This is a genomic window from Motilibacter aurantiacus (assembly GCF_011250645.1).
Lineage (GTDB): Bacteria > Actinomycetota > Actinomycetes > Motilibacterales > Motilibacteraceae > Motilibacter_A > Motilibacter_A aurantiacus.
Genome location: NZ_JAANNO010000004.1, coordinates 232289 through 248847, shown reverse-complemented (window position 1 = coordinate 248847; position 16559 = coordinate 232289). Strand labels below are relative to the sequence as shown.

The 16559-nt window shown below is 74.2% G+C and carries 17 protein-coding genes; 11 read left to right on the top strand and 6 right to left on the bottom strand.

Translation table 11 applies throughout. The features are described 5' to 3' along the window. Positions 1–5: 5 nt before the first annotated feature. The 4 genes from G9H72_RS09800 to G9H72_RS09785 form a co-directional block, all read right to left on the bottom strand. Positions 6–1685, bottom strand: coding sequence for an alkaline phosphatase D family protein (locus G9H72_RS09800; RefSeq protein WP_166170356.1), 1680 nt, complete (start codon positions 1683–1685; stop codon positions 6–8). Positions 1686–1735: 50 nt separating this feature from the next. After that, positions 1736–2869, bottom strand: a complete 1134-nt coding sequence (locus tag G9H72_RS09795; protein ID WP_166170354.1) for a winged helix DNA-binding domain-containing protein — start codon at positions 2867–2869, stop codon at positions 1736–1738. Between the two features lie 26 nt (positions 2870–2895). Then, positions 2896–3579 carry a (2Fe-2S)-binding protein gene (locus G9H72_RS09790; protein ID WP_166170352.1) on the bottom strand — a complete coding sequence of 228 codons (684 nt, stop codon included), beginning with the start codon at positions 3577–3579 and terminating at the stop codon, positions 2896–2898. A 116-nt stretch (positions 3580–3695) separates the two neighbouring features. Next, a complete protein-coding gene (locus G9H72_RS09785; RefSeq protein WP_166170349.1) occupies positions 3696–4715 on the bottom strand; it encodes an LLM class flavin-dependent oxidoreductase in 1020 nt (339 codons plus the stop codon). A 326-nt stretch (positions 4716–5041) separates the two neighbouring features. On the opposite strand from G9H72_RS09785, the gene ftsZ reads away from it, so the two are divergent. The 5 genes from ftsZ to G9H72_RS09760 all read left to right on the top strand — a co-directional run bounded on the left by ftsZ (position 5042) and on the right by G9H72_RS09760 (position 8945). Beyond that, positions 5042–6280 carry a cell division protein FtsZ gene (ftsZ, locus tag G9H72_RS09780; protein WP_166170347.1) on the top strand — a complete coding sequence of 413 codons (1239 nt, stop codon included), beginning with the start codon at positions 5042–5044 and terminating at the stop codon, positions 6278–6280. A 16-nt stretch (positions 6281–6296) separates the two neighbouring features. After that, positions 6297–7007, top strand: a complete 711-nt coding sequence (locus G9H72_RS09775; protein ID WP_166170345.1) for a YggS family pyridoxal phosphate-dependent enzyme — start codon at positions 6297–6299, stop codon at positions 7005–7007. Between the two features lie 172 nt (positions 7008–7179). Next, positions 7180–7830: a cell division protein SepF gene (locus G9H72_RS09770; protein WP_166170595.1), complete on the top strand. Its 651-nt coding sequence runs from the start codon at positions 7180–7182 to the stop codon at positions 7828–7830. A 5-nt stretch (positions 7831–7835) separates the two neighbouring features. Next, on the top strand, positions 7836–8129 hold the full coding sequence (locus G9H72_RS09765; RefSeq protein WP_166170343.1) for a YggT family protein: 294 nt from the start codon (positions 7836–7838) through the stop codon (positions 8127–8129). Between the two features lie 42 nt (positions 8130–8171). Beyond that, entirely contained in the window at positions 8172–8945 is a 774-nt protein-coding gene (locus G9H72_RS09760; RefSeq protein ID WP_166170341.1) for a DivIVA domain-containing protein, read from the top strand. Positions 8946–9087: 142 nt separating this feature from the next. Here G9H72_RS09760 and ileS read toward each other — a convergent pair whose 3' ends face one another. After that, complete coding sequence (ileS, locus tag G9H72_RS09755; protein ID WP_331272148.1) at positions 9088–12243, bottom strand: isoleucine--tRNA ligase; 3156 nt, start codon at positions 12241–12243, stop codon at positions 9088–9090. Positions 12244–12598: 355 nt separating this feature from the next. On the opposite strand from ileS, the gene G9H72_RS09750 reads away from it, so the two are divergent. From G9H72_RS09750 to G9H72_RS21495, 5 genes are all read left to right on the top strand, one after another. Continuing rightward, a complete protein-coding gene (locus G9H72_RS09750; RefSeq protein WP_166170593.1) occupies positions 12599–12886 on the top strand; it encodes a DUF167 domain-containing protein in 288 nt (95 codons plus the stop codon). Positions 12887–13010: 124 nt separating this feature from the next. Then, positions 13011–13733 (top strand): TraR/DksA family transcriptional regulator, encoded by a 723-nt coding sequence (locus tag G9H72_RS09745; RefSeq protein ID WP_166170337.1) that lies wholly within the window; start codon positions 13011–13013, stop codon positions 13731–13733. A gap of 47 nt (positions 13734–13780) precedes the next feature. Beyond that, complete coding sequence (lspA, locus tag G9H72_RS09740; RefSeq protein WP_331272146.1) at positions 13781–14368, top strand: signal peptidase II; 588 nt, start codon at positions 13781–13783, stop codon at positions 14366–14368. Further along, positions 14361–15290: an RluA family pseudouridine synthase gene (locus G9H72_RS21500; protein WP_166170333.1), complete on the top strand. Its 930-nt coding sequence runs from the start codon at positions 14361–14363 to the stop codon at positions 15288–15290. Before lspA ends, G9H72_RS21500 begins: the two co-directional genes overlap by 8 nt. Next, positions 15287–15739, top strand: a complete 453-nt coding sequence (locus G9H72_RS21495) for a GNAT family N-acetyltransferase (RefSeq protein WP_166170331.1) — start codon at positions 15287–15289, stop codon at positions 15737–15739. The genes G9H72_RS21500 and G9H72_RS21495 overlap by 4 nt, the downstream gene beginning before the upstream one ends. A gap of 7 nt (positions 15740–15746) precedes the next feature. Here G9H72_RS21495 and soxR read toward each other — a convergent pair whose 3' ends face one another. After that, entirely contained in the window at positions 15747–16262 is a 516-nt protein-coding gene (gene soxR / locus G9H72_RS09725) for a redox-sensitive transcriptional activator SoxR (RefSeq protein ID WP_166170329.1), read from the bottom strand. A 56-nt stretch (positions 16263–16318) separates the two neighbouring features. Here soxR and G9H72_RS09720 point away from each other — a divergent pair, with 56 nt between their 5' ends. After that, the gene (locus tag G9H72_RS09720) at positions 16319–16555 is read left to right on the top strand and encodes a hypothetical protein (RefSeq protein ID WP_166170327.1); all 237 of its coding nucleotides are present in this window, start codon (positions 16319–16321) and stop codon (positions 16553–16555) included. Positions 16556–16559: the final 4 nt, after the last annotated feature.

Sequence of the window (16559 nt, the reverse complement as noted above, 5' to 3'; positions counted from 1 at the left end):
AACGGCTAGCGCCGGGCGTCGACCAGGCTCTCGTCGAGCACGGTGCGCAGCACCTGCTGCCGGCCAGCCGTCAGCTCGGCGAGGTCGGTGCGCAGCCGGACGTCGCGGCCACGGACGGTCAGCGTGGAGACCCCGTTGTCGAACCACGGGCCGTGGTCCAGGCCCCAGCGGATGCGCGCCGCAGGCACCCCTGCGCGGCGCGCCAGCCACGTCACGGCAGCTCGGGCCGGAGGCGTCATGAGGACGCGGTTCGCCGCCCGGATGGACCGGGAGAGCGGGTTGCGGAACGGCGACATCACGAGCTGCCAGACGGGTGCCGCGTCGTCGCTCGCCGCCGCGATGTGCGCGCGGGAGGCGTACGACAGGTGCACGTCGCCGGAGAGGACCAGCACGCTCGCGGGCGGTGCGCCACGCCTGCCCGACGCCACCTCCGCCAGCGCCTCCGTCAGCGAGTCGAAGCTCTTGCGGAACGCCGCCCAGTGCTCCAGGTCGACGGCCCAGCGGATCCGCTCGGCGAGCTTGCCGAACGCCGTGCCCCACGCGCCGCCGGCCGTCGCCTCGTTCCAGCCCTCGAGCTCGTGGACCGACGGCGTGAGCAGCCAGGGCAGCGAGGTGCCGACCAGCAGGTGGTCGACGTCCCCGGTGAGGTGCTGCTCGAGCCACTGCCACTCGTTGTCGTCGACCATTCCGCGCGCGCCGGGGCGCAGCGAGCGCGAGCATCGCGAGTCGATCATGACCAGCCGGGTCCGGCCGAGCTGGCGGACGTGGCTCCAGCGGTGGGCGTCGGGCTGCTGGTCCGAGCGCCAGGCCATCTCGTCCAGGACGCGGTCGCGCTCGTCCTCCGTCGCCGCCGCGCAGATCTCACGCAGCACCGGGCTGGCCTCGAGCTCGTCGGGGGAGAGGTTGCCGAGGTGCTGGTAGACCCAGTACGACCCGAACGCACCGACCACGCGCTCCTTCCACCACGGCTGCGCGCTCATGTGCTCGCGCCACGCGGCGGAGGTGTTCCAGTCGTCGCGCAGGTCGTGGTCGTCGAGGATCATCGCGCTGGGCACGGTCGACAGCAGCCACCGGAGCGACGGGTGGCTCCAGGTCTTCTCGTAGAGCCAGGTGTACTCGTCGAAGCTGTTGATCTCCGCCTGCACCTCGGGGTCCACCCCCGGCCGTTGCTGCAGCCGCTCGACCATCTGGGCATCGGGCTCGTCGGCGTAGACCTGGTCCCCGAGCAGCACGAGCAGGTCCGGCCGCGGCGTCCTCCCGTGCAGCACGCCCTCGGCGAGCGCCACGAGAGCGTCCGCGCCGTGCCCGTGGAAGCCGCGCTCGTCGTACGGCGCGAGGGCCCGGCACGAGCCGAAGGAGATGCTCAGGCTCTTCTCGCCGGTCCCGCCCAGCGTGCGGATGACCGGCGCCGGGTGCGGGTCGTCCGGCAGCGGCCAGACGACCGCGTCGTCGAGCCGGACGTCGTACGCGGCCTCCGTGCCGGGCTCCAGCCCCTCGACGGTGACGATCGCGAAGTGGTGGCCGTGGACCGACCAGGTCGCGGTCTCCGCGTCGAGCACGCGGACGCGGCCGGGCCGGTCGGTCTCGACCCAGACGGTCGCGCGGGTCTCGTCGACCCACCGCAGCAGCGGGCCGACCCGCAGGCGGGGGGCGTGCCGTTCAGCGCTCGTACCGTCAGTGTTCACCCTTCACGCTATCCCGGCGATCTTTCCCCCGCCAGGCGCGCGGGCCGGCGTCACCCCGGGAGCACCCGCACCTCACCGGCGGGCAGCGACGCCCACCAGCGCGCGTACCGGCGGTAGACCGCGGGGTCACGGTCGGCCAGCAGCTCGAGGAGGGCGCCCGCCTCCGCCTCCAGCTGCGCCCAGGCCTCCTCGGCCAGTTGGTGGAAGGCCGTCGCCTCGATGCCGCCCTCCACCGGGCGCCACACCCCCGCGACGTGCCCGTCGACGAGCAGCGTGGGCAGCACGTCCCCGTTGGCGCGCGTCACGAGCTTGCGGTACGCCGGGGGCACCACGCGGCTGCGGTCGGCGTAGGCGAGCAGCACGCTGTCCCACATGGCCATGAGGCGGGCGGGTGCCGGCACGTCCTCGCGCGGCACGGCCCCTGCCGGGACGTCCAGGAGCTCGACCCCGCCCGGGCCCTCGAGCCGCACCAGCCGGTCGCCCAGGTCGGCGACCGCCTTCCGCGCACGGGTCTTCTGCACGAGGCAGAAGCCGGCGACGTCGGCGAGCGTCGCCGGGCCGAACCCCTCCAGGTAGCGCCGCACGAGCACGGCCAGGCCGGCGTCCCGCTCCTCGGGCGCGGGCACGTGCCCGGCCGCGGCGTACGCGTTGCGCGGGCCGAAGGACCATGGGCCGCCGGTGGGGGAGTGGCGCAGCGGGGCGTACGACCGCAGCGCCCACCAGACCCCGGCCACCGCGTCCCGGCCGACCTGCTCGGCCAGCCAGGCGTCGACCTCCGGCCCGGTCCTGGGCACCGCGAGGAACGCCAGCAGCTGCGGGACGAGCGCGTCGGCCTCCTCCACGGTGACCCCGCTCGAGGTGAACCGCTCGTCGCCCAGGCGCGGGGCGCGCAGGGTGGGCAGCATGGCCGCATGGAAGGCCGGCCGGTCCTCGGCAGTGACCGCGTGCAGCGTGATGCGCATCAACGGCGCTTTGACGACGTGAGCTTCACGGAACGCCAGATCCAGCTTCGCGGGAGCGAAGCCGGCAATGCGATTCCAGAGTGCGAGGTATGGGGAGGCCGGCTCCTGCGCCTGCAGCGCCACGACGCGCTGCACGGCCGACACGACGTCGAGGGCCTCCCGGTCCAGCAGCAGCTGGCGGGCGAGCGTGGCGCGGTTCAGTCGCCGTTCGGTGATCGCCATGACCGGCATCGTGGCAGCGGGAGCGGTCAGGCCCTGGCCGGAAGCGGGCAGTCGCCGCAGGTGCCGCCGCCGGGCAGCCGGTAGTAGAGGCAGCAGGTGCCCCGGCGGAACCGCCGACCGGGGGCGAACGCGCCCGCGCCGCGCAGCGGAGGGCGGGCCAGCAGGGCGTCGGCGACCCCGTACGCCGCGCCCGCCACGCTGGGGCGTGCGCGGGCCAGCGCCCCGGCGGCACCGGCGATCCCCGACGCGGCGTTCCCCCACAGCAGCGACGGGGCCAGCGGGGCCAGGGCGCGCGCGGTGTCGACGAGCCGGGCCAGCACGTCCTCGACGAGCGCGGCGTGCAGCCCGTCGGCGTCCCCCGGCGGGACGTGGGCCGAGGTCGGCAGCAGCAGGGGCACCGGCCCGGGCTGCCCGTCGCGCCAGCTCAGCCGGCCCACCGGAAGGACCGCGTCGCACATCGCCGCGGCGGCGATGGCCGGGGCGCTCAGCCGGGCTGCGACACCGAGCATCACGACCGACGTGACGACGCGCTCCTCGACGGCCTCGACCGGCGCGCCGGCCAGGCTCGCCAGGGCAGTGCGGCCGCTGCGTACTCGCGCGGCGAGCAACTCGGGCTCGTCGACCAGGCGGGCGACGGGCAGCCACTCGTCGTCGGCCGGGCCGGTGGCCAGCTCGACGAAGGGGCCGAGGCCCCGCAGGACGGACGACAACGTCTCGGCTGTGTGCGGAGCTCGCAGGACGCACTCGCTTCCACTGGGCTACGGCAGCAAGTGTGGCGGCACGGCACGGCCGGCGGAAGCCGGGTGGCTGCCTCTGCCCCCGGCCCTCAGCCGGCGGCCACCAGCGGGGCCACCTCCGTGCCGAGCAGCTCGATCGCCCGGAGCACGTCCTTGTGCGGCAGCGTCCCGACGCTGACGTGCAGCATGAACCGCTCGATCCCCAGCGCCTCGCGCATGGCGAGGATCTTCTCCGCGACGCGGGCCGGGCTGCCGATCACCAGCGAGCCGTCCGGCGCCGCGAGCGCCCGGTACTGCTCCGGCGTCATCGCGCCCCACCCGCGCTCACGTCCCAGCCGGCTCATCGCACCGGCGTAGGACGGGTAGTAGTCACGCTCGGCCTGGTCGGTCGTCGCGGCGAGGTAGCCGTGGGCGTGGACGGCGACCGGCTGCGGCGAGTGCCCGCCCTGCTCGACGGCGCGCCGGTGCAGGTCGGCCAGCGGGGCGAAGCGCGCCGGCTGCCCCCCGATGATCGCGAGCGCCATGGGCAGGCCCAGCAGCCCGGCGCGGATCACCGACTCGGGCGTGCCGCCCACCGCCACCCAGACCGGCAGCGGCTGCTGGACGGGGCGCGGGTAGACCGGCTGGTCCTCGAGCGCGGGGCGGAACCGGCCCGACCACGTGACGCGCTCGTTGTCGCGCAGCGCGAGCAGGAGCTCGAGCTTCTCGGCGAACAGCTCGTCGTAGTCGGACAGGCTGTAGCCGAACAGCGGGAACGACTCGATGAAGGAGCCGCGGCCGGCCATCAGCTCGGCACGGCCGTTCGAGAGCAGGTCCAGGGTCGCGTACTCCTGGAAGACCCGCACGGGGTCGGCCGAGCTCAGCACGGTCACGGCGCTGGACAGGCGGATCGAGCGGGTACGCGCCGCGGCCGCGGCCAGCACCATCCCCGGCGCCGAGGCGGCGAAGTCGGCCCGGTGGTGCTCGCCGACGCCGTACACCGCCAGGCCGACCTGCTCGGCGAGCTCGATCTCCTCGAGGACCTCGGCCAGGCGCTCCTGGTGGCTGACCGTCCGGCCGGTGGCCGGGTCGGGGTACGTCTCGGCGAACGTCGTGATTCCCAGCTCCATGGCACGGCCTCTCTGTTGAGTGTGCAACTACCAACAGGGTCGCACGTCGGCGAGATTCCCACGGCCGCGGGCGACGGGGCCAGGGCGCCACCGGCGGGCGCCGTGCCGGTTCCGGGGCTAGGTGCACGACACGCGCGCCGACACGCCGCGCGCCTCCCCGAATTGCACCGCCCGCTGGGCTAGCTTCCCTGGCCATGGAGCGGTTGACATAACTATGAAGCTCCACTTGAGGGTGAGGGTTGACGGTTCGGCCCGACCGAGCCGCTCCCCGTCCTCGACCTCTCGTACCGGCCGGGCCGAACGGCCCAGTAGGAAGGGCAACCGACGTGGCAGCACCGCAGAACTACCTGGCGGTCATCAAGGTCGTCGGCATCGGCGGCGGCGGCGTCAATGCCGTCAACCGGATGATCGAGGTCGGCCTCAAGGGCGTTGAGTTCATCGCCATCAACACGGACGCGCAGGCGCTGCTCATGAGCGACGCCGACGTCAAGCTCGACGTGGGCCGCGAGCTCACCCGTGGCCTCGGGGCGGGGGCGGAGCCCCAGGTTGGCCGCAAGGCCGCCGAGGACCACAAGGAGGAGATCGAGGAGGTGCTCAAGGGCGCCGACATGGTCTTCGTGACCGCCGGCGAGGGGGGCGGCACCGGCACCGGCGGCGCGCCCGTCGTGGCCCGCATCGCCCGCTCGCTCGGCGCGCTGACGATCGGTGTCGTCACCCGCCCGTTCACCTTCGAGGGCCGCCGGCGCGCGACCAGCGCGGAGAGCGGCATCGAGGAGCTGCGCAACGAGGTCGACACGCTGATCGTCATCCCGAACGACCGGCTGCTGTCGATCTCGGACCGCCAGATCAGCATGCTCGACGCCTTCAAGCAGGCCGACCAGGTCCTGCTGCAGGGCGTCTCCGGGATCACCGACCTCATCACGACCCCGGGTCTGATCAACCTCGACTTCGCCGACGTCAAGAGCGTCATGTCCGGCGCGGGCTCGGCTCTCATGGGCATCGGCTCCGCGCGCGGTGAGGACCGTGCGGTCGTCGCGGCCCAGCAGGCGATCGCGTCGCCGCTGCTCGAGGCCTCGGTCGAGGGCGCGCACGGCGTGCTCCTCTCGATCGCGGGCGGGTCCGACCTGGGGCTGTTCGAGATCAACGAGGCGGCGCAGCTCGTCGCGGAAGCAGCGCACGGCGAGGCCAACATCATCTTCGGGGCCGTCATCGACGACGCGCTCGGCGACGAGGTCCGGGTGACCGTCATCGCCGCCGGGTTCGACGGCGGCCAGCCGCGGCGGCGCGGCCAGGGCCAACAGGAGCAGCAGCAGGCCCGACGGGCGCCCGGCACGGTCGCGGCCCCACCGGCGTCCGTGCCGCTCCCGCCGGGGCTGGGCGCCAACGGCGCGGCGACCGAGGCGGCGCGCCCGGCCCGCGCTGCCGAGCCGGCCCCCGTGTCCCGTCCCGTCCCGGCGCCCGCCCAGCGCCCCGAGCCGGTGGGTGCCCGCCCCGCCGTCCGGCCGCGCACGATCGTGTTCGACGACGCGGCCGACGACCTCGACGTGCCCGACTTCTTGAAGTAGCCCCCGGGGCACGGGAGTGAGCCGTCGCGACGAGCTCGCCGAGCGCCTCTCGGCGGTCGAGGAGCGGGTGGTCGCGGCCTGCCGGGAGGCGGGCCGCGACCGGGCCGAGGTCACGGTCATCGCCGTGACCAAGACCTACCCCGCCTCGGACGTGGAGCTGCTGGGCGAGCTGGGCGTCAGGGACGTGGCGGAGAACCGCGAGCAGGAGGCGGGTGCGAAGGCGGCCGAGTGCGCGCGGCTGGGGCTGTGCTGGCACTTCGTGGGCCAGCTGCAGACCAACAAGGCGAGCGCCGTCGCCCGCTGGGCCGACGTCGTCCACTCGGTGGACCGGGAGCGGCTCGTCCCGGCCCTGCAGCGGGGGGCCGAGCAGGCGGGCCGGGTGCTCGACTGCCTTCTCCAGGTGGCCCTCGACGAGGACGCTGCGGCGGGTGCCGTCGCTGCGCGGGGCGGAGCGGCTCCGCAGGAGGTCGAGCGCCTTGCCGAGGCGGTCGACGGCTCGGCCTCGCTGCGGCTTCGCGGGGTGATGGCGGTCGCCCCGCTCGGGGCCGACGCGCGGGCCGCGTTCGACCGGCTCGCGGCCGTGAGCGAGCGGCTGCGGGTGGGCCGGCCCGGCGCGAGCGTGATCAGCGCGGGGATGAGCGGTGACCTCGAGGCGGCCGTGCTGGCCGGTGCGACACACCTGCGCGTCGGCAGCGCGATCCTCGGGAAGCGGCCTCCGCTCCGGTAGCGTCCGACGCGGTATGCAAGACCCCGCCGCGGGAAGCGGCGCCACGCTTGGCCAGGCCGAGCACGCAAGACAGCCAGTGCAGGACCAGCCATAGCAGGACCGATGCAGCCGGCCCGCCCACCGGGCGACGCCGGAGCTCGACTAGTGCGAAGTGACCGGAGGCAGCACGAACATGGCCGGCGGGATGCGCAGGATGGCGGTCTACCTCGGCCTCGTCGAGGACGAGGCGGACCGCTACGACCGCTACGACGACTACGACGGCGACGAGCGGGGCTACGACTCCGGCTACGGCCCGGGCCATGGCGCGGACTACGACGACGAGCTCGAGCCCAAGCGGGCCGAGGCGTACGAGCCGGCCCCTCGCCCGCGGCGCACGCTGCACGCCGAGGCGGCCCGCCCGGACGCCGGCGTGTCCGAGCTGTCCGGCCGTGAGCACCGGCTCCGCGAGCCGGTCGGCCGCGGCGGGCTCGCGCACGCGACCGAGGGGTCCCTGGCCACCGTGCCGCGCCCCGTGGCGCAGGCGCCGGCCCCGCAGCCGACCGCACTGGACCGCATCACCACGATCCACCCCCGGTCCTACAACGACGCCAAGCAGATCGGCGAGAGCTTCCGTGGCGGGACCCCCGTCATCATGAATCTCACCGACATGGACGACGCGGACGCCAAGCGGCTCGTCGACTTCGCCGCCGGGCTCATCTTCGGCCTTCGTGGGACGATCGAGCGCGTGACGAACAAGGTGTTCCTGCTGTCCCCGGCCAACGTCTCGGTCAGCGCCGAAGATCGGGCGCGGATGGCCGAGAACGGCTTCTTCAACCAGAGTTAGGGCCTGTGCGCACCTTCGGCGAGATCGTCTACGTCCTCCTGACGATCTACACATTCATTCTGATCGCCCGGCTCGTCCTGGATTACGTCCAGCTGTTCGCGCGGTCCTGGCGTCCGCGTGGGGTGGTGCTGGTCCTGGCCGAGGCCATCTACTCGGTCACGGATCCGCCACTGCGGGCCCTCCGGCAGGTGATCCCGCCCCTGCGCCTGGGTAACGTGTCGCTCGACCTGTCGTTCCTCGTGCTGATCGTGTTCGTGCAGGTCTTGGCTAGTGTGGTCAGGGCTGTCTTCATCGTCTGATCGTCACCCTGACCACCCATCGACCCGTTCGAGGAGCACCACATGCCTCTCAGTCCCGAGGACGTCGCCAACAAGCAGTTCACGAGCACGCGCCTCGGACGTGGCTACGACGAGGCCGAGGTCGATGACTTCCTCGACGAGGTCGAGGCGGAGCTGACGCGACTGAGCCGTGAGAACGAGGAGCTGCGCGGCAAGCTCTCCCAGTGCCAGCGGGCGCTGTCCGAGGCCCAGGCCCGGCTCGCCCGTGGTGAGGGCGCCCCGGCGACCGGCGCGCACCCGGTGGCCGTGCCCACCGGCCCGCACGCGATCTCCGTGCCGACCGGCCCGCACCCGGTCGCCGTCCCCACCGGGCAGCACGCCGTCGCGCCCGCCCCGGTGCAGGCTCAGCCCGAGCCGGCTCCGGCGCCGCCCGCGCCGCCGGCGCCCGTCGCCGCGCCCGAGCAGGCCGCGGGCATCCTCGCCCTCGCCCAGCGCACCGCCGACGAGCACGTCGCCGAGGCGCGTACGCAGGCCGACCGCATCGTGAGCGAGGCCCGCACCCGGGCCGAGGCGCTCATCCGCGAGGCCGAGGAGCGCCAGCGCCAGGTGCTCGGCACTCTGGAGAGCGAGCGTTCCGTCCTCGAGCGCAAGGTCGACGACCTGCGCTCGTTCGAGCGCGACTACCGCGCCCGGCTCAAGTCCTTCATCAGCGGCCAGCTGCAGGAGCTCGACTCCCGCGGCGGCGGCGACAACGGCGAGGGACGGGGCTTCGCCCCGGTCGGCAGCGGAGGCGGGCACCGCGCCGACGAGAGCGGCTACGGGCTCGACAAGGGCTGAGCGCCCAGGCACGTCCGGAACGGCGGGCTCCCCAAGGGGGGGACCCGCCGTTCTCGCGTTCGCACGTCTGTCCCTGCGTGCACGGCGCGGCAGGCGCGGACCGGTGCCCCTCGGCACCGGCTCCGCGCCGCCCGCTGCGCGCTCAGGCCTTGGCGACCCAGAAGGTCAGGCCCAGCGCCTCGTCGCTGAACCGCCCGGCGGCCGCCGCGCCGGCCGGCTCGCCGGCCGCGTACTCCGTGGCGAGCACCTCGGCCGCGACCGTCTCCGCGTGCTCCTGCAGCGCGGCGGCGAGCTCGCCCTCGGCCTGCCAGCGCAGCGCGATGCGGTCGCTGACCTCGAACCCGCTGGTCTTGCGCGCGTCCTGGACGAGCCGCACGGCCTCCCGGGCCAGGCCGGCGCGGATCAGCTCGGGGGTGAGCTCGAGGTCGAGCGCCACCGTCAGGCCCGGCTCGCTGGCGACCGCCCACCCCTCCTTGGGCGTCTCGGTCACGGTGAACTCGTCGGGCTCGAGGCTCAGCTGCTCACCGTCGACGACCACTGCGGAGCCCGCCAGCAGCTCGCTCACCTCCGCCGCGGAGACCGCCGCCGCCACCACGGGGGTGCGCTTGCCGAACCGCTTGCCCAGAGCCCGGAAGTTGGGCTTCGCCGTGCGGGTCACGAGCGCGGCGTCCTCGGCCAGGGCGCCCTCGCGCTGCACGTTGAGCTCCTCGCGGGCGATGGCCCGCAGCTCCTCGGGCAGGGTTGCCCAGTCCTTGGACAGCACGGCCACCTCGGCGAGCGGCTGGCGCGTGCGGACCTTGTGCTCGGTACGTGCCGAGCGCCCGAGCTCGACGACCCGGCGGACGAGCGACATCTGCTCGGCCAGCGTGTCGTCGACGAGCGAGCCGTCGACGGTCGGCCACGCCGCGAGGTGCACGGACGCCGGCAGCTCGTCCGACGTCGCCGCGAACAGGTCGCGCCACACCCGCTCGGTGACGAACGGCACGATCGGCGCCAGCAGCAGGGTCAGTGACTGCAGGCACTCGTGCAGGGTCGCGAGCGCGGACGGGTCGCCGTCCCAGAACCGGCGCCGGGAGCGGCGGACGTACCAGTTGGACAGGTCGTCGACGAAGCGTGCCAGCAGGGCGCCGATCCGCTGCGCGTCGAACTCCTCCATCGCCTCGGTCACCGCACGCACCACCCGGTGCGCCTCCGACAGCGCCCAGCGGTCGAGCACGCTGCGCTCGGCCAGCGGGGGAGCGGCGGTGGCGGCCGGGTCGTAGCCGGCGGCCCGGCCGTAGAGCGCGAGGAAGGAGGCGGTGTTCCAGTACGTGAGCAGGACCTTGCGCACGACCTCCTGCAGGCCGGTGTGGCCGACCCGGCGGGCGGACCATGGCGAGCCCGAGGCGAACATGAACCAGCGCAGCGCGTCGGCGCCGTGCTCGTCCATGAGCGGCACAGGGGCCAGCACGTTGCCCAGGTGCTTGCTCATCTTGCGCCCGTCCTCGGCGAGGATGAGCCCCAGGCAGAGCACGTTCTCGTAGGACGAGCGGTCGAAGACGAGGGTGTTGACCGCCATCAGGGTGTAGAACCAGCCCCGCGTCTGGTCCTGGGCCTCCGCGATGAACTGCGCCGGGTACGCCCGCTCGAACTGCTCGACGCTGCCCGGGACGTGCGGGTAGCCCCACTGCGCGAACGGCATCGCGCCGGAGTCGAACCAGCCGTCGATCACCTCGGGGACGCGGTGCGCCTGCGCGCCGCACTGGGGGCAGGGCAGGGTGACCTCGTCGACGTAAGGCCGGTGCGGGTCGAGCGAGGAGAGGTCGCGCCCGGCCAGCTCGCCCAGCTCCTTGCGGGAGCCGACGACGGTCACGTGCTTTTCAGGGCAGCGCCATACCGGCATCGGCGTTCCCCAATACCGGCTGCGGGACAGCGCCCAGTCGACGTTGTTCTTGAGCCAGTCGCCGTAGCGGCCCCACTTGACCGAGTCCGGGAACCAGCGCGTGCGCTCGTTCTCCGCGATCAGCTCGTCCTTGCGCTCCGTCGTGCGGATGTACCAGGAGGGCGTCGCCATGTAGATCAGCGCGCTGTGGCAGCGCCAGCAGTGCGGGTAGGCGTGCTCGTACGGCACGTGCTTGAAGAGCAGCCCGCGCTGCTCGAGCTCGGTGATGAGGTCCGGGTCGGCCGTCTTGAAGAGCTTCCCGCCCACGACGGGCAGGTCGGCGTCGAACGTGCCGTCCCGCCCGATCGGGGTCACCACCGGCAGGCCGTAGCGGCGGCAGACCGCCATGTCGTCGGCGCCGTAGGCCGGCGCCTGGTGCACCAGGCCGCTGCCGTTCTCCGTGGTCACGTAGTCGCCGAGCACGACGAAGTGGCCGGGCAGCGGCCCCTCCGGCCCCTGCGGCCAGGCGAGCAGGTCCAGCGGGCGCTGGTACTGCCAGCGCTCGAGCTCGGACCCGCGGTAGGCCGCCTCGACCGTCCACCCCTCGCCCAGGGCCTGCTCGACCAGCGGCTGCGCGACGACCAGCCGCTCGGTGCCGTCGGTCGCCACGACGTACTCGACCTCAGGGTGCACGGCGACGGCCGTGTTGGAGACCAGCGTCCAGGGCGTGGTCGTCCAGACCAGCAGCGCCGCCCTGCCCGCCTCGGGGCCGGACAGCAGCGGGAAGCGCACGAACACCGACGGGTCGACGATGTCCTCGTAGCCGCCGGGCTGGCCCAGCTCGTGGTCGGACAGCGTCGTCTGGTCCCGAGGGCAGTACGGCGCGATCCGGAAGTCCTCGACGAGCAGGCCCTTCTCGGCGATGCGCTGCAGGGCCCACCAGACCGAGTCGACGTACTCCGGGTCCATGGTCCGGTAGGCCTGGGACATGTCGACCCAGTAGCCCATCCGCTCGGTCATCGTCTCGAACGCGTCGACGTGCCGCTCGACGCTGGCCCGGCACCTGGCGTTGAACTCGGCGACGCCGTAGGACTCGATGTCCTTCTTGCCGGAGAAGCCGAGCTCCTTCTCGACCGCCAGCTCGACCGGCAGGCCGTGGCAGTCCCAGCCGGCCTTGCGCGGCACGCTGAACCCGCTCATCGTGCGGAAGCGCGGGAAGACGTCCTTGAAGACGCGGGCCTCGACGTGGTGGGTGCCGGGCATGCCGTTCGCCGTCGGAGGGCCCTCGTAGAACACCCAGGACGGACGGCCCTCGGACTGCTCCAGGCTGCGGGCGAAGGTCTTCTCCCTGCGCCACAGCTCGAGGACCTCGCGGTCGACGGCCGGCAGGTCCACCTGCGGCGGGAGCGGGGTGTAGGTGCGCGGCTGCTGGGTCACGGCGTGCGTGCTCCTCCGTCGTCTGCGGCGTCTCGCTCTCGACGGAGGGACGAGGCTCGCCGGTTCAGCCGGCCCCGCGGTACCACCCTCCTTGGGCACCCCTCGGGATGCCCCTCTCTGCACGGCGCCGGCCGGGTCTAGGCCACGGTCCGGTCACGCTCCCGTGGCTTCTTCCGGCGGCTCGGGGGTGATCTTCACCCCGCGCACGCCCCCGGGCTTCCACCGTCCCCGGGTCGCTCCTGGCTGCGTGCGGGGCTACTCGTCCCGTCGTCACCGTCTCGGACGCCTCTCCTAGCCTAGCGTCGCAGCGAGGCGGCGGGCGGAGGGCGAAGCGGTGGGGGCAGGGCCGGCGGGTGTGCGCATCGCGCTGCGGGTGCGCCCCGGGGCCTCACGGACGGCCGTCGGGGGCGCGCGCGGAGACGCGCTCGTCGTCGCGGTGACCGCGCGGGCGGTGGACGGGCGGGCGACCGAGGCGGCGCTGCGGGCGGTCGCCGATGCGCTCGGGGTACGCCGACGCCAGCTGCGTCTGGTCAGTGGCGCGACCAGCCGGGACAAGGTCGTCGAGGTCGACGCGGACGCCGCCCCCGGGCTCGCTTCGCGGGTCTCGGCGCTGCTCGCGGGTGGCCGGGCGGCGGACGGCTGACCGGCCGGTCGGCCCGGGCCCGCGTCGACGGGCACCTGACGGGCCACTTCGTCGTTGTGGGCTAGGACCGGGGGTGCTTATCCTCGGCAGACTGTCCGAGCGCTGGGGGAAGGGGGATCCGCCCATGGCCACGACACGAGGCACCACCAGGGCGGCTCATACCGCCGAGACCGCCGCCACGGCGGACGCGGCCCCTGCGCCGCGCAAGCGGGGGGCCAAGGCCGCTCCGCTCGTGGCCGAGCCTGCGGACACGGGGGGCGCTGCCACGCCGGCGAAGCCCTCCGCGAAGCCGGTCAAGCGCACCTCGGCAAAGGCTGCCGACCCCGTTCCGCCGGCGGCCGCCGTGGCCGTCGCCCCCGAGCCGGAGGCGCCCGTGCCCACCTCACCCCCTCAGCAGGCCATCCCTGGCCAGGCGTCCCCGCGCGACGAGGCCCCGTCGCTGCCCGGCCGGGCCGCCTCGCTGCCAGTCCGGCCCGGCGAGGAGCCGTGGACCTCCGCCGAGTTGGAGGAGGTCTGCGCCGAGCTGCAGGCCGAGGCCGAGCGGCTGCGCCGCGAGGTCGCGGAGACCGAGAGCGAGATCGCCGACCTGCTGCGCGACTCCGGTGACGGGGCCGGAGACGACCAGGCCGACGCGGGCAACAAGACGTTCGAGCGCGAGCACGAGCTCTCCCTGGCGAACAACTCCCGCGGGATGCTGCTGCAGGTGGAGCGGGCGCTGACCCGCATCGACGACGGCACCTACGGCGCATGCGAGAGTTGTGGGCAGCCGATCGGGAAGGCCCGGCTGCAGGCCTTCCCCCGCGCCACGCTCTGCGTGTCGTGCAAGCAACGCGAGGAACGCCGCTGAACGAGCAGAATCCGCCGCCCGCGCGCGGGCGGGGGCCCCGTCCCACCGTGCTCGCGCTCGGGCTCGTCGCCCTCGGCGTCTACACCGTGGACCAGGTCACCAAGGCCCTGGCCAAGTCCCAGCTCGAGGGGCGCGAGCCCGTCCAGGTGGCGGGCGACCTGCTGCAGCTGCGCCTCGTCCTCAACCCCGGTGCGGCCTTCGGCATCGCCGGTGGGGCCACGGTGCTGTTCACCCTGGTCGCCGCCGTCGTCGCCGTGGTCATCATCCGCATGGCGCGCACGCTGCAGAGCGTCCCGTGGGCCATCGCGCTCGGGCTGCTCCTGGGCGGCGCGCTCGGCAACCTGACCGACCGGCTGCTGCGGGCGCCCGGTGTCTTCCGCGGTCACGTGGTCGACTTCCTCGAGCTGCCCAACTGGCCGGTGTTCAACGTCGCGGACATGGCGATCTGCAGCGCCGCCGCGCTCCTGGTGCTGCTGTCCCTGCGCGGCGTCGAGCCCACCGGGGCGCCGCCGCGGCCGGGCACCCACGCCGAGGCTGGGCAGCCTGCCCCGGAGCCCGCGCCGGTGCAGCCCACCAACGAGGAGCCGGCCGCGCGGTCGGCGGCCGAGGACGTGCCGGAGCGCCGGGATGCCTGACGTCCGCTCGCTGCCGGTGCCGGAGGGCCTGGAGGGCGAGCGGCTCGACGCCGCGCTCGCCCGGCTGTTCGGGCTCTCGCGCACCCGCGCGGCCGAGCTGGTCGCGGAGGGGCTGGTCCGCGTCGACGGAGCCCCGGCGTACAAGTCCCAGCGGCTCGTCAGCGGCTCCGAGCTCGAGGTCGAGCTGCCGCCGCCGCCGGGGCCGGTCGAGGTCGTGCCCGAGCACGTCGAGGGCATGGGCATCGTGTACGATGACGACGACATCATCGTGGTCGACAAGCCGGTCGGGGTCGCCGCCCACCCAAGCCCCGGCTGGACCGGCACCACGGTCATCGGCGGGCTCGCGGCGGCCGGGTTCCGCATCTCGACCTCAGGGGCCGCCGAGCGGCAGGGCGTCGTCCACCGGCTCGACGTCGGCACCACCGGGCTCATGGTCGTCGCGAAGTCCGAGCGCGCCTACACCCTGCTCAAGCTGGCGTTCAAGGAGCGCACGGTCGACAAGGTCTACGCCGCGCTCGTCCAGGGGCATCCGGACCCCTCCCGCGGCACGATCGACGCCCCGATCGACCGGCACCCCTCCTCCGAGTGGAAGTGGGCCGTCGTTGCCGGCGGCCGCGAGAGCGTCACGCACTACGACACGGTGGAGGCGTTCCGCGCGGCGACCCTGCTCGACGTCCACCTCGAGACCGGCCGGACCCACCAGATCCGCGTCCACATGTCCGCACTGCGCCATCCCTGCGTGGGCGACCTGACCTACGGCGCGGACCCCGTGCTCGCACAGCGGCTGGGCCTGACGCGCCAGTGGCTGCACGCGCAGCGGCTCGGGTTCGAGCACCCGTCGACGGGCGAGCGGGTCGAGTTCACCTCCCCGCCCCCGCCGGACCTGGCCCGGGCGCTGGAGATCCTGCGGGAGGAAGGGTGAGCGCTGCGGCCGTGTCGGTCGAGCGGGTCACGACGGCGGAGGGGTTCGAGCAGGCCTTCGCCGTGCGCGTCGAGGTCTTCGTCGACGAGCAGCAGGTGCCCATCGAGCTCGAGGGCGACGACCGCGACGCGACGTCGGTGCACTTCCTTGCCCGCCGCGACGGCGAGGTCGTCGGCACCGTCCGGATGTACGAGGACCCGCCCGGCGAGGCCCACCTCGGCCGGCTGGCCGTCCGGGCGAGCGCGCGGACCGGCGGGATCGGCCGGCTGCTCGTCCAGGCGGTGGAGGACGAGTCACGCTCGATGGGGCTGCGCCGCGTCGTCCTCTCGGCCCAGCTGCGGGCGATGGGGTTCTACGAGCGGCTGGGCTACGCGGCGTACGGCCCCGTCTACGACGACGCCGGCATCCCGCACCGGGACATGGCCAAGGAGCTCGTGCCAGGGGGCTGACCCCGGGTCAGGCGCCCCCGGCAGACGTGCCGTCGGTGCCGTGGGTGGTGCCGGTGCCGTCGGTGCGGTCCTCGTCGACCCACCGACGCGGGCCGGGCCCGCGCCGGCCGAGCTCGTCGCCGGGGTTGGTGAGCGTGCAGCTGCGCAGGGACAGGCAGCCGCAGCCGATGCAGCGCAGCAGGTCGTCGCGCAGGTGGGTGAGCCCGTCGATGCGGGCCTGCAGGTCGTCGTGCCACTGCCGTGACAGCCGGGCCCAGTCCGCGACCGTCGGCGTGCGCCCGTCCGGCAGCGCCGTGAGCGCATCCCCGATCTCCTGCAGCGAGATGCCGACCCGCTGGGCGAGCCGGATGAACGACACCCGGCGCAGCACGTCCCGCTCGTAGCGCCGCTGGTTGCCGGCCGTACGGGTGCTCGAGATCAGCCCCTTGCGCTCGTAGAAGTGCAGCGTCGACACCGCGACCCCGCTACGCCGGGCCACGTCACCCACGCCCAGGGTCGCGCCGCGCTCTGCCCGCCCGTCCACTGCCCTCCCACCGTCGCTTGACCTCGACCATAGTTGAGGTCCTAGGTTCGCGAGCCATGAGCGAATCGCCGGGCCATGCCGGAGCGACGGCGCCCGCGCGCGAGGCGGCGTGGGTGGCCGGCACGGTCGTACGCATGCTGGGGCTCGACCTGCCCGGGGCCGCGCTCGGCGGCGACGAGTTCGCGACGGCCGGGACGTCCGACCTCGCGAGGGCCGGGAGGCTGCACGGCCGCCGACTGTCGGCGCCCGCCGCTAGCGTGCCGACTGCCCGTCCGACGACAGCGAGGACGTGAACGC

Excerpts from the sequence above, each read along its gene's own strand:
- G9H72_RS09770 (WP_166170595.1), top strand. The coding sequence starts at position 7,180 with ATGGCCGGCGGGATGCGCAGGATGGCGGTCTACCTCGGCCTCGTCGAG.
- G9H72_RS09760 (WP_166170341.1), top strand. The coding sequence starts at position 8,172 with ATGCCTCTCAGTCCCGAGGACGTCGCCAACAAGCAGTTCACGAGCACG.
- G9H72_RS09785 (WP_166170349.1), bottom strand. The coding sequence starts at position 4,715 with ATGGAGCTGGGAATCACGACGTTCGCCGAGACGTACCCCGACCCGGCC.
- G9H72_RS21500 (WP_166170333.1), top strand. The coding sequence starts at position 14,361 with ATGCCTGACGTCCGCTCGCTGCCGGTGCCGGAGGGCCTGGAGGGCGAG.
- G9H72_RS09745 (WP_166170337.1), top strand. The coding sequence starts at position 13,011 with ATGGCCACGACACGAGGCACCACCAGGGCGGCTCATACCGCCGAGACC.
- G9H72_RS09795 (WP_166170354.1), bottom strand. The coding sequence starts at position 2,869 with ATGGCGATCACCGAACGGCGACTGAACCGCGCCACGCTCGCCCGCCAG.
- G9H72_RS09720 (WP_166170327.1), top strand. The coding sequence starts at position 16,319 with ATGAGCGAATCGCCGGGCCATGCCGGAGCGACGGCGCCCGCGCGCGAG.